The 10,703-nt window shown below is 69.9% G+C and carries 11 protein-coding genes and 1 riboswitch; of the genes, 5 read left to right on the plus strand and 6 right to left on the minus strand.

Annotated features, from left to right (window positions below; genetic code table 11):
* Positions 1-98: 98 nt before the first annotated feature.
* Positions 99-260, minus strand: a riboswitch (cobalamin riboswitch).
* Positions 261-307: 47 nt separating this feature from the next.
* The 4 genes from DMH12_RS14240 to DMH12_RS14255 all read right to left on the minus strand — a co-directional run bounded on the left by DMH12_RS14240 (position 308) and on the right by DMH12_RS14255 (position 3,701).
* Complete coding sequence (locus DMH12_RS14240) at positions 308-814, minus strand: GNAT family N-acetyltransferase (protein WP_125491937.1); 507 nt, start codon at positions 812-814, stop codon at positions 308-310.
* A gap of 111 nt (positions 815-925) precedes the next feature.
* On the minus strand, positions 926-2,536 hold the full coding sequence (gene mctP / locus DMH12_RS14245) for a monocarboxylate uptake permease MctP (protein ID WP_125491938.1): 1,611 nt from the start codon (positions 2,534-2,536) through the stop codon (positions 926-928).
* The gene (locus DMH12_RS14250) at positions 2,533-2,790 is read right to left on the minus strand and encodes a DUF3311 domain-containing protein (protein WP_122616150.1); all 258 of its coding nucleotides are present in this window, start codon (positions 2,788-2,790) and stop codon (positions 2,533-2,535) included. The genes mctP and DMH12_RS14250 overlap by 4 nt, the downstream gene beginning before the upstream one ends.
* 146 nt (positions 2,791-2,936) lie before the next feature.
* Positions 2,937-3,701, minus strand: a complete 765-nt coding sequence (locus tag DMH12_RS14255) for a GntR family transcriptional regulator (protein ID WP_003973740.1) — start codon at positions 3,699-3,701, stop codon at positions 2,937-2,939.
* A 453-nt stretch (positions 3,702-4,154) separates the two neighbouring features.
* On the opposite strand from DMH12_RS14255, the gene DMH12_RS14260 reads away from it, so the two are divergent.
* The 4 genes from DMH12_RS14260 to DMH12_RS14275 all read left to right on the plus strand — a co-directional run bounded on the left by DMH12_RS14260 (position 4,155) and on the right by DMH12_RS14275 (position 8,833).
* Entirely contained in the window at positions 4,155-5,423 is a 1,269-nt protein-coding gene (locus DMH12_RS14260; protein ID WP_125491939.1) for an extracellular solute-binding protein, read from the plus strand.
* Between the two features lie 96 nt (positions 5,424-5,519).
* Positions 5,520-6,506 carry a carbohydrate ABC transporter permease gene (locus DMH12_RS14265; protein ID WP_125491940.1) on the plus strand — a complete coding sequence of 329 codons (987 nt, stop codon included), beginning with the start codon at positions 5,520-5,522 and terminating at the stop codon, positions 6,504-6,506.
* On the plus strand, positions 6,503-7,333 hold the full coding sequence (locus DMH12_RS14270; RefSeq protein WP_125491941.1) for a carbohydrate ABC transporter permease: 831 nt from the start codon (positions 6,503-6,505) through the stop codon (positions 7,331-7,333). Before DMH12_RS14265 ends, DMH12_RS14270 begins: the two co-directional genes overlap by 4 nt.
* Positions 7,334-7,342: 9 nt before the next feature.
* Positions 7,343-8,833, plus strand: a complete 1,491-nt coding sequence (locus DMH12_RS14275) for a glycoside hydrolase family 3 protein (protein ID WP_125491942.1) — start codon at positions 7,343-7,345, stop codon at positions 8,831-8,833.
* Positions 8,834-8,884: 51 nt separating this feature from the next.
* Here DMH12_RS14275 and DMH12_RS14280 read toward each other — a convergent pair whose 3' ends face one another.
* Both DMH12_RS14280 and DMH12_RS14285 read right to left on the minus strand, forming a co-directional pair.
* The gene (locus tag DMH12_RS14280) at positions 8,885-9,328 is read right to left on the minus strand and encodes a DUF2267 domain-containing protein (protein WP_125491943.1); all 444 of its coding nucleotides are present in this window, start codon (positions 9,326-9,328) and stop codon (positions 8,885-8,887) included.
* A 257-nt stretch (positions 9,329-9,585) separates the two neighbouring features.
* Positions 9,586-10,017 carry an Hsp20/alpha crystallin family protein gene (locus DMH12_RS14285; RefSeq protein WP_125491944.1) on the minus strand — a complete coding sequence of 144 codons (432 nt, stop codon included), beginning with the start codon at positions 10,015-10,017 and terminating at the stop codon, positions 9,586-9,588.
* Positions 10,018-10,145: 128 nt separating this feature from the next.
* Between DMH12_RS14285 and DMH12_RS14290 the strand changes: the two genes are divergently transcribed.
* Positions 10,146-10,703 (plus strand): type III effector protein (locus DMH12_RS14290; RefSeq protein ID WP_125491945.1); only part of this gene is annotated, 558 nt, incomplete at its 3' end.

A 10,703-nucleotide genomic window follows, 5' to 3' on the forward strand; every position in this document is an offset into this window, starting at 1 on the left:
GGGGCCTGGCGGAGGGCAGGGGGCAGCACACGAGCGCACGCGGCGTCGCGTCCACCGGCCCACTCCACGAGGCCCGGACGTCATGGCACCCGGGCCGGGAGGCCGGGCGCACTGTCGGCAGGTCCTCGGACTGGACACGCGGGCACGGACGCCCGGAGGCGTACGGATGCACGCATGTACACCGTTGCGGGACAGTTCCGGATTCGCACCGGATTCCCCTGCGGCGACAGCGAGCACGAGCATACATCTTGTGCCGGGCTCCGCCAGCACCCCCAGATGTTGTGTCCGTGAGCGTGTCGGGGCGGTGTCAGAGCGTCAGTTCGTAGGCGAGCAGAGTGAGGTCGTCCAGCTCCGGCAGGGGGTTCCAGTCGCGGTCCGGGGTGCGCGTGAATCCCAGGCGCGCGTAGATGCGGTGGGCGCTGTGCATGGTGCGCTGAGTGGACAGCACGACCCGCGCGCAGCCCTCCACGGACCGGGCGCGGTCGATGCAGGCCCGCACGAGCGCCTCGCCGGCCCCGCGTCCGCGTGCCTCGCGGGCGACGGCGAGCATGCGTATCTCGGCCTCACCGGGCCGGGCGATGTCCGCCATGGGTCCGCCGGAGGGCACGAAGGTGACGCCGCCGAGCACCACGCCGTCCGCCGCGGCGACCAGCACCTCGGCGGCCGCCGCCCGCCTGGCCACGGCGCGCAGCTCGTGCAGGTACGCGTCGTCCTCCCCGAAGTCGAGGAGGCCGTCGCGCAGGTAGGCCTGTGCGGTGATCTCACCGAGGGTGTCGTACTCCTCGGCCGTCGCCCGCCGGATCACGAAGTCCATGACGCCGAGTGTGCCCGACGGGTACGACAACGGGCCGCCGGATTTCTCCGGCGGCCCGCTGAGGAAGAAGGACCTCCACCAGGACCTCTGGGAAGGACCTCTACGAAGGACCTAGTGCGAGGTGCCCGCCGTGGCCGGCGGCAGTTCGACCTCGACGCCCGGGTCGCCCGCGTCCGCCGTGTAGTCGCTCGGCTTGGTCTCGTCGACGCCGTCGGGCGCCTTGACCGCCCGCAGGACGAAGGTCAGGACCACGGTGACCAGGACGTTCAGCACGAAGGCGGTGAGACCGATGTAGCCGATCTCGCCGATGCCGGGGATCTCGTCGGAGGAGCCGCCGAAGTGCTTCTGCGTCGGCGAGGCCACACCGTACGCGGCGACCGTGCCGTAGATCATGCCGACCGCCCAGCCGCCGAGCAGCGCCCAGCGGTGGAACCAGCGGGTGAACAGGCCGCCCACCAGCGCCGGGAAGGTCTGCAGGATCCAGATGCCGCCGAGCAGCTGGAAGTTGATCGCGACCGTCTTGTCCATGCCGAGGACGAAGACCAGCGCACCCACCTTGACCAGCAGCGACACCAGCTTGGAGACCTTGGTCTCCTGGGCCGGGGTGGCGTCCGGCTTGATGAAGTCCTTGTAGATGTTGCGGGTGAAGAGGTTCGCCGCCGCGATCGACATGATCGCCGCCGGCACCAGCGCGCCGATGCCGATGGCCGCGAAGGCCACGCCCGCGAACCAGTCCGGGAACATGTTCTCGAACAGCTGCGGGATCGCCAGCTGCCCGTTCTCAACCTTGACGCCCGCCGCGATCGCCATGAAGCCCAGCAGCGCGAGCAGACCCAGCATCAGCGAGTAGAGCGGCAGGATCGTGGTGTTGCGCCGGATCACCTCACGGCTGCGCGAGGACAGCGTCGCGGTGATCGAGTGCGGGTACATGAAGAGCGCCAGGGCCGAGCCGAGCGCCAGCGTGGCGTACGTCCACTGCCCGCCGTGGTTCGGCACCAGGCCGCCGTTGCCCGACGCGGTGAACTTGTCGTTCGCCGCGGCGAAGATGTCGTCGAAGCCGCCCAGCTTGATCGGGATGTAGATGATCGCCACCGCGATCACGATGTAGATCAGCGTGTCCTTGACGAACGCGATCAGCGCGGGCGCGCGCAGCCCCGACGAGTACGTGTACGCCGCCAGCACACCGAAGGCGATCAGCAGCGGCAGGTCCTTGATGAACCAGTTGGTGTCCTCGCCGCCGCCGACGCCCATCACGTCGAGCACGGCCTGGATGCCGACCAGCTGGAGCGCGATGTACGGCATCGTCGCGAGGATGCCGGTGATGGCGACCGCCAGCGACAGCCCCTTCGAGCCGAACCGGCCGCGCACGAAGTCCGAGGTCGTCACGTATCCGTGCTTGTGGGAGACCGACCACAGGCGCGGCAGGAAGGTGAAGATCAGCGGGTAGACCAGGATCGTGTACGGCACCGCGAAGAAGCCGGCCGCGCCCGCAGCGTAGATCGCCGCCGGGACGGCCACGAAGGTGTACGCGGTGTACAGGTCGCCGCCCAGCAGGAACCAGGTGACCCAGGTGCCGAACGAGCGGCCGCCGAGGCCCCACTCGTCGAGGCTGTGCTCGTTCGCGGCCCGGCGCCAGCGGGCGGCCAGGAAGCCCATGGCGGTGACGAGGACGAAGAAGAAGATGAAGACGCCGAGCGCGACGCCGTTCACGCCGTCGTTCATTTGGCTCCGCCTTCCCGGCGGGCGCGCTGGTCACGCTGCCACAGCTGGTACGCGATCACCGTGAGCACGGTGGAGATGAGTACCCACGCCATTTGGTACCAGTAGAAGAACGGGATGCCGATGAAGGTCGGGTCCGTCTTCGCGAACGAACCCACCCACAGCATCGCGACGAACGGTGCGACTAGGCAGAGGCCGATGACGACGCGCACAGGCGTCACCACCGGGCCTCTGCTCACTTCCGGGGCTTGTGACATGCGGTGGCTCCGTCCCCTCGCTGATCACCTCGTGCAGTGCGCACGAAATGTAGGTGACGGCGTCAGGACAGCGGAAGCCCTCGTCCGCATATCGGTCCTGAACTGCAACTTCGCGGTCGGGAGCGGTATGTTCTGTCCGGTTTGCGCTAGTCCTGGGGGCGCTTCAGGCGGGCCACGAACTTGTAGCGGTCGCCCCGGTACACCGAGCGCACCCACTCCACCGGCTGACCGGTGCGGTCCTGGGAGTGCCGGGAGAGCATCAGCATCGGCAGGCCCACGTCGGTGCCGAGCAGGCCTGCCTCGCGCGGGGTGGCCAGCGAGGTCTCGATGGTCTCCTCGGCCTCGGCGAGATGGACGTCGTACACCTCGGCGAGCGCGGTGTACAGGGACGTGTACTTCACCAGGGACCGGCGCAGCGCGGGGAAGCGCTTCGCCGACAGGTGGGTGGTCTCGATGGCCATCGGCTCGCCGTTGGCCATGCGCAGCCGCTCGATGCGCAGCACCCGTCCGCCGGCCGTGATGTCCAGCAGCCCGGCGAGCCGGTCGTCGGCGGTGATGTAGCCGATGTCCAGCAGCTGCGAGGTGGGTTCCAGGCCCTGGGCCCGCATGTCCTCCGTGTAGGAGGTGAGTTGCAGCGCCTGCGACACCTTGGGCTTGGCGACGAAGGTGCCCTTGCCCTGGATGCGCTCCAGGCGACCCTCCACCACCAGCTCCTGGAGGGCCTGGCGCACGGTGGTGCGCGAGGTGTCGAACTCGGCGGCCAGTGTGCGCTCCGGCGGGACCGGCGTGCCCGGTGTCTGTGTCCGGGTCATGTCGAGCAGATGCTTCTTCAGACGGTAGTACTTGGGCACGCGCGCGGTACGGACGGTCGCCCCACCCTCGTTCTCCGCACTGCTGACGTCGGTGCTCATGCTCTGCCTTCCCGGCTCCGGGTGCCGAAGTGACCGGCATTCCTGTCGGTCACGGCTCACATCGTGGCACGGCTCCGTGCCGGGATGGCCCCGCACGCTCCGTGATCCCTTCTGTATACCCCCGGGACCCCCCTTGGTCTAGTCCACAGCGGGGTCGGACGTCGCTGGTACGCGCGTTCGGAACCGTACCGGCACGTCGTCCGGCGGGTGGTGGTACACCCGGTCCCGGTCCGCCCGATCTGGGGCTTGCGCAATGAAAGGTCCCTGCATATCTCGGTCGCATCACGGACGCGAGGGGCGTGGTTGAACACCCTTGACAGCCCTATTGGTCTGGGCCAAGCTCCCCGTACTGGTCTACACCATTGGTCCAGGTCCCGGCCCCATGGGCGGTCCGCGTCGACGAGCAACCGCGGGGAGGCAGGGGGGTTTTGTGGCATCCCTGAGGAGGGTGGCGTGAAGCGCAAGCTGATAGCCGCGATCGGTATCGCGGGCATGATGGTCTCGATCGCGGCGTGCGGGGGCGACGACGGCAAGAAGGCCGGGGCGGACGGTTACGCCGGCGAGACGCTCACCGTGTGGGTGATGGACGGGTCCTCGCCGGACCAGTGGCAGAAGGACGTGGCGGCCGCCTTCGAGAAGAAGACGAAGGCGAAGGTCAAGTTCGAGGTCCAGACGTGGAACGGTATTCAGCAGAAGCTGACGACCGCCCTGTCCGAGGAGAACCCGCCGGACGTCTTCGAGATCGGCAACACCCAGACGCCGGCCTACGCGAAGACCGGTGGTCTCGCCGACCTGGCCGACCTGAAGAGCTCGATCGGCACCGACTGGTCCGAGTCGCTGAACGAGTCCGCCGTCTTCGACGGCAAGCAGTACGCCGCCCCGTGGTTCGTGGTCAACCGCGTGGTGGTCTACAACAAGAAGGTCTGGGCGGACGCGGGCATCAAGGAACTCCCCAAGACCCGCGACGAGTTCTACGCCGACCTCAAGACCATCGGCGACAAGACCGACGCCGAGCCGATCTACCTGCCCGGCCAGAACTGGTACCACTTCGTGGGCCTCGCGATCGGCGAAGGCGCCGAACTGGTCAAGAAGGACGGCGACAAGTACGTCTCCAACCTGGCAGACCCGAAGGTCGCCGCGGCCATGGAGACGTACAAGAAGTTCCAGTCCCTCTCCAAGGCGCCCAAGGACAAGGACGAGGCCACCCCGCAGCAGGGTGAGGTCTTCGCCAAGGGCAAGACCGGCGCCTTCATCGGCATGGGCTGGGAAGCCGGCATCGCGATCGAGACCAACCCGGCGATCGAGAAGGACCTCGGCTACTTCACCATCCCGGGTGCGACGGCGGAGAAGCCCGAGGGCGTCTTCCTCGGCGGCTCCAACCTGGCCGTCGCCGCGGGCAGCAAGAAGCAGGAGCTGGCCAAGGAGTTCCTGAAGGTCACGCTCTCCGACGAGTTCGAGGGCGCCCTGGCCAAGGCCAACGGCGTCATCCCGAACAAGGACGCGCTCCAGTCCAACCTGAAGGGCAACGCCGCCGCCGAGGCCGCCGCGCCGGCCGCCGGGGGCGGTGGCACCACGCCGCTGATCCCGGAGTGGGCCGCGGTCGAGAACGCGCCCAACCCGATCAAGACCTACATGACCGCCGTGCTCAACGGCAAGAGCACCGCCGAGGCGGCCGAGCAGGTCGAGGAAGAGTTCAACAAGCGCCTGTCGCAGCAGCAGTAACGCCGGGTGTGCCGGGGCGGAGTGGCCGGTGACGGCCCCCGCCCCGGCGACCGTACGCGGGTCGACGTACACAGGTCGAGAAGAGAGAACGCGAGCATGACCGTGCAGACCGAACGGCCGCCCTCGGGCCCGGCGGACGTCCGCAAGGCGGACGGCGGGGGATCCGGCGGACCGAGAACGAGAGCCGCGTCGCGCGCCGGCGCCCTCGCCCCGTACCTGTTGCTGCTGCCCGCCGTCGCGGCCTCCGTGCTGCTGCTCGGCTGGCCGCTGCTGAAGGACGTCCTGCTGTCCTTCCAGAACCTCAACATGGCGCAGCTGATCCAGCACGCCACCGAGTGGAACGGCGTCGAGAACTACAAGGAGACCCTCACCAGCGAGCAGTTCTGGCGGGTCACGCTCCGCTCGATCCTCTTCACGGCGGCCAACGTCGTCCTGATCATGGTCCTCGGCACCCTGATCGGCCTGCTCCTCGCCCGCCTCGGCAAGCGGATGCGGTTCACCCTGCTGATCGGCCTGGTGCTGGCCTGGGCGATGCCCGTGGTGGCCGCCACCACCGTCTACCAGTGGCTCTTCGCCACCCGCTACGGCGTCGTCAACTGGGTCCTGGACAAGCTCGGCTGGCACTCCATGGCCGACTACAGCTGGACCAGCAGCCAGATGTCGACGTTCTTCGTCGTCACCCTGCTGATCGTCTGGATGTCCATCCCGTTCGTCGCGATCAACCTGTACGCGGCGACCACCACCATTCCGGGCGAGCTCTACGAGGCCGCGTCGCTCGACGGCGCCGGCGTCTGGCGGAGCTTCACCACGGTCACCATGCCGTTCCTGCGCCCGTTCCTCTACGCCACGACCTTCCTGGAGATCATCTGGGTCTTCAAGGCGTTCGTGCAGGTCTACACCTTCAACGAGGGCGGCCCGGACCGGCTCACCGAGATCCTGCCCGTGTACGCCTACGTCGAGGGCGTCGGCAACCAGCACTACGGCATGGGCGCGGCGATCGCCGTCCTGACCATCCTGATCCTGCTCGGCCTGACCGCCTACTACCTCAGGATCGTGCTCAAGCAAGAGGAGGACGAGCTGTGAAGCGCTCGCTCTTCGGCCGCGTCTGGCCCAACGCCACGGCGGTCGTCCTGTTCATCGGCTTCGTCTTCCCCGTGTACTGGATGTTCGCCACGGCCCTCAAGCCGCGGGGCGACATCCTCGCCGACAACCCGGTCTGGTTCCCGACCGACATCACCTTCGAGCACTTCGAGACCGCGACGGGCGCCGACCACTTCTGGACGTACGTCACCAACTCGCTCACGGTGACGATCTGCGCGGTCGTCTTCTCCCTGATCCTCGCGCTGGCCGGGTCCTTCGCCCTGGCGCGGATGCGGTTCAAGGGGCGGCGCGGCTTCATCATCGGCTTCATGCTGGCCCAGATGGCGCCCTGGGAAGTCATGGTCATCGCGATGTACATGATCGTGCGGGACGCGTCGATGCTGAACAGCCTCGTGCCGCTGACGCTCTTCTACATGATGATGATCCTCCCCTTCACCATCCTGACGCTGCGCGGCTTCGTCGCCGCGGTGCCCAAGGAGCTGGAGGAGTCCGCGATGGTCGACGGCTGCACCCGCGCCCAGGCCTTCCGCCGGGTCATCCTGCCGCTGCTCGCGCCGGGCCTGATGTCCACCTCGCTGTTCGGCTTCATCACCGCCTGGAACGAGTTCGCCCTCGTCCTGGTCCTCAACAAGGACACCGAGGCCAAGACGCTGCCGCTGTGGCTGTCCAGCTTCCAGACCCAGTTCGGCGACGACTGGGGTGCGACCATGGCCGCGTCGTCCCTCTTCGCCATCCCGATCCTGATCCTCTTCGTCTTCCTCCAGCGCAAGGCCGTCAGCGGCCTGACCGCCGGCGCCGTGAAGGGATAACGCCACCCGATGACGACCATCGCCAGCGGCACCGACACACTCACGCAGAACGCGCTCACCGTTCTCCAGCCCGGCTTCTCCGGCACCACCGCCCCCGACTGGCTGCTGCGCCGCCTCGGGGAGGGGCTGGCCTCCGTCGCCCTGTTCGGGCGGAACGTCAGGACGCCCGACCAGGTGGCCGCCCTGACCGCGCAGCTCCGCGCCGAACGCGAGGACGTGCTGGTCGCCATCGACGAGGAGGGCGGCGACGTCACCCGCCTCGAGGTGCGCACCGGCTCCTCCTTCCCCGGCAACCACGCCCTCGGTGCGGTGGACGACGTGGGCCTCACGCGCGAGGTCGCCGCCGAACTGGGCCGCCGGCTCGCGGACTGCGGCGTCAACTTCAACTGGGCCCCGTCCGCCGACGTGAACTCCAACCCGGACAACCCCGTCATCGGCGTCCGCTCCTTCGGCGCCGGCACCGACCTGGTCGCCCGGCACACCGCCGCCTACGTCACCGGCATGCAGTCGGCGGGCGTCGCCACCTGCACCAAGCACTTCCCGGGCCACGGGGACACGGGTATCGACTCCCACCACGCCGTGCCGCGCATCGACGTGGACGCGTCGGTGCTGGCCGAGCGCGACCTGGTCCCGTTCCGCGCGGCCATCGCCGCAGGCAGCCGCGCGGTGATGAGCGCCCACATCCTGGCCCCGGCGCTGGACCCGGACCGCCCGGCCACGCTCTCCCGCCGCATCCTGACCGACCTGCTCCGCGGAGAGCTGGGCTACGACGGCCTCATCGTCACCGACGGCATCGAGATGCGGGCCATCTCCGGCACCTACGGCATCGAACGCGGCAGCGCCCTGGCCATCGCGGCGGGCGCCGACGCGATCTGCGTGGGCGGGGGCCTCTGCGACGAGGACACCGTGCGGCGGCTGTCCGACGCCCTGGTCGAGGCGGTCCGCTCCGGCGAACTGCCCGAGGAGCGGCTGGCCGACGCGGCCGACCGGGTCCGCGCGCTGTCCCGCTGGACCGCGGCGAACCGCCCGGATGCCCGCACCGCCGGTGCCCCGGACGAGGAGGTGGGCCTGCGCGCGGCCCGCCGTGCCCTGCGCGTCACCGCGACCGAGGGCTTCGGTCCGCTCACGGCGCCGCCGTTCGTGGCCGCCTTCACCCCGGTCGCGAACATCGCGGTCGGCGACGAGACCCCCTGGGGCGTCGCCGCCGAACTCCGCCGTCTGCTCCCGGGCACGGAGACCGGCAGCTTCACCGGACCCGACGCCGGGCACGAGGCACTGGCCGCGGCGGGCACCCGCCGGGTCGTCGCCGTCGTCCGCGACGAGCACCGCCACCCCTGGATGGCGGCGGCCCTCGACACCCTGCTGGCGGCCCGGCCCGACACGGTCGTCGTCGAGATGGGCGTCCCCCGAGCCGAACCCCGCGGCTCCCTCCACCTGGCCACCTACGGCGCGGCCCGCGTCTGCGGCCGGGCGGCGGCGGAGGCGGTCGCCGGAATCTGACGACACCCGCCGGTGTGCGTTGCGATCGGGGGTTCGGAGAATCCTCCCGGTCTACGCGGCGCGCTTGAGCTCGGCTCGGCCGAACAGCAGCGCGTAGCCGGTGGGGAGCTGGTGCAGGATGCGGGTGATGAGGTCGGGGCCGGCATGGGCGGCGACCGCGGCGAAGACGGAGCCGGTGTCCCAGCGCGTGGTGGCCGGCGAGGCCCCGGCGCGGGTGGCGAGGTCCTTGACGAAGGCCCATCCGGTCAGCGGCCGTGTGTCGGGGATCTGCGCGGTCAGGACACGCGCGGCCTCCTGGGGCAGGCAGGCGGCCAGGTCGACGCGTTCGTCGCCGGTCAGTCGGCGTCCCAGCCCCGAGAGGACCAGGCGGACGGCTTCGTCGGCTCTCTCGAGGGTGGGGTAGGCCCCTTCGTAGCGGACCTTCTCCAGCATCTGCTCGTACGCCGCCCCGTACGGCTGCTGGTGCTCGGACGGTACGCGCACGTCGGTGATCACTGCGGTGCATGCCTTTCGTGGAGGGGTGCGGGTGTGTGGCACCGAGGTAAGGGTCGGATGGGCTGGGGGCTGCCGAAGAGGAGGCCGTGGCCGACGGGGAGGCGGACGGACCGTCCGGGTGGTGGTTCGGCGCGCCGCAGCGGGTAGCGCAGGGGCGAGGTCCGCGCCCGGCTCGCGCACGCCGGACTGCGCAGGGGGTGCGGAGGGCGGGATGAAGGGGGGAGACCGGGTGCCCGCCCTCCGCATGCCCGGCCGTGTCAGCCGGAGATCTCCCGGCGGCCGGAGCCGACGCCGATGGAGATCTTGCGGGGCTTGGCGCGCTCGGCGATCGGGATGCGCAGGGTGAGCACGCCCGCGTCGTAGTCGGCCTGGATGCGCTCGGTGTCGAGGGTGTCGGCGAGCACGATCTGGCGGGAGAAGACGCCCAGCGGCCGCTCGGACAGTTCCATCTGCACGTCGTCGGCCTTCGCCACCGGTCGGCGCTCGGCCTTGACCGTCAGCATGTTCCGCTCGACGTTGATGTCGATCGCGTCCGCGCTGACGCCGGGCAGGTCGAAGGCCACCACGTACTCGTCGCCCTCGCGGTAGGCGTCCATCGGCATCGCCGACGGCCTAGACCAGGTGCCCGGGCCCATCAGCTGCTGCGTCAGCCGGTCCAGCTCACGGAAGGGGTCAGTGCGCATCAACATCGTGAGTACACCTCCAGCAGGTTCAGGCAGTTGCTGCCAATGCGCTTCACTGACACTGTTGTAGCATGTCATCCAATGGATGACAAACGCGATGTCATCTTCTCAATGACAAACCCGAGGAGGTGCCCGTGACCTCGGCCGACCAGCCGTCCCCGTCCCGCACCGACGCCCACAGCCCGGCGTCGTTCCTTGCCGCCGCGGCGGCCCTTGATGCCATAGACACCGTCCTGCGCGACGCCCAGCGAGCGGCCGAGGACGTTCCAGACACCCCCGGTCCCGGGCCGGAGCAGGCGCTGGCCTCCCTGATGCTGCTGGGTCAGGTACGCGAGCGGCTCGCCGGATGGGAGACCGGGCTGATCGAAACGGCCCGCGACGCGGGAGCCAGCTGGGCCGACCTCGCCCACCCCCTCGGCGTCGCCAGCCGCCAGGCCGCCGAGCGCCGCTACCTGCGCGGCCGCCCCGGCCCCGCCGGAACCACCGGCGAAGAGCGTGTGACCGCCACCCGCCAGGCCCGGGCCGCCGAACGGAGCGTCGCCACCTGGGCCCGCAGCAACGCGGCAGACCTGCGCCGTCTCGCCGGCCAGATCACCGCACTCACCGATCTTTCCCCCGCCGCCCGCGGCCCGCTCGGCGAGCTCCACGCGGCCCTCGCCCACGACGACCCCGTCGACCTCATCGCCCCGTTG

The sequence above is a fragment of the Streptomyces sp. WAC 04229 genome (assembly GCF_003947455.1).
Lineage (GTDB): Bacteria > Actinomycetota > Actinomycetes > Streptomycetales > Streptomycetaceae > Streptomyces.

What these genes read in the sequence shown, in the direction of transcription:
- DMH12_RS14240 (WP_125491937.1), bottom strand. Translation starts at nt 814, where the DNA reads ATGGACTTCGTGATCCGGCGGGCGACGGCCGAGGAGTACGACACCCTC.
- mctP (WP_125491938.1), bottom strand. Translation starts at nt 2,536, where the DNA reads ATGAACGACGGCGTGAACGGCGTCGCGCTCGGCGTCTTCATCTTCTTC.
- DMH12_RS14250 (WP_122616150.1), bottom strand. Translation starts at nt 2,790, where the DNA reads ATGTCACAAGCCCCGGAAGTGAGCAGAGGCCCGGTGGTGACGCCTGTG.
- DMH12_RS14255 (WP_003973740.1), bottom strand. Translation starts at nt 3,701, where the DNA reads ATGAGCACCGACGTCAGCAGTGCGGAGAACGAGGGTGGGGCGACCGTC.
- DMH12_RS14265 (WP_125491940.1), top strand. Translation starts at nt 5,520, where the DNA reads ATGACCGTGCAGACCGAACGGCCGCCCTCGGGCCCGGCGGACGTCCGC.
- DMH12_RS14275 (WP_125491942.1), top strand. Translation starts at nt 7,343, where the DNA reads ATGACGACCATCGCCAGCGGCACCGACACACTCACGCAGAACGCGCTC.
- DMH12_RS14285 (WP_125491944.1), bottom strand. Translation starts at nt 10,017, where the DNA reads ATGTTGATGCGCACTGACCCCTTCCGTGAGCTGGACCGGCTGACGCAG.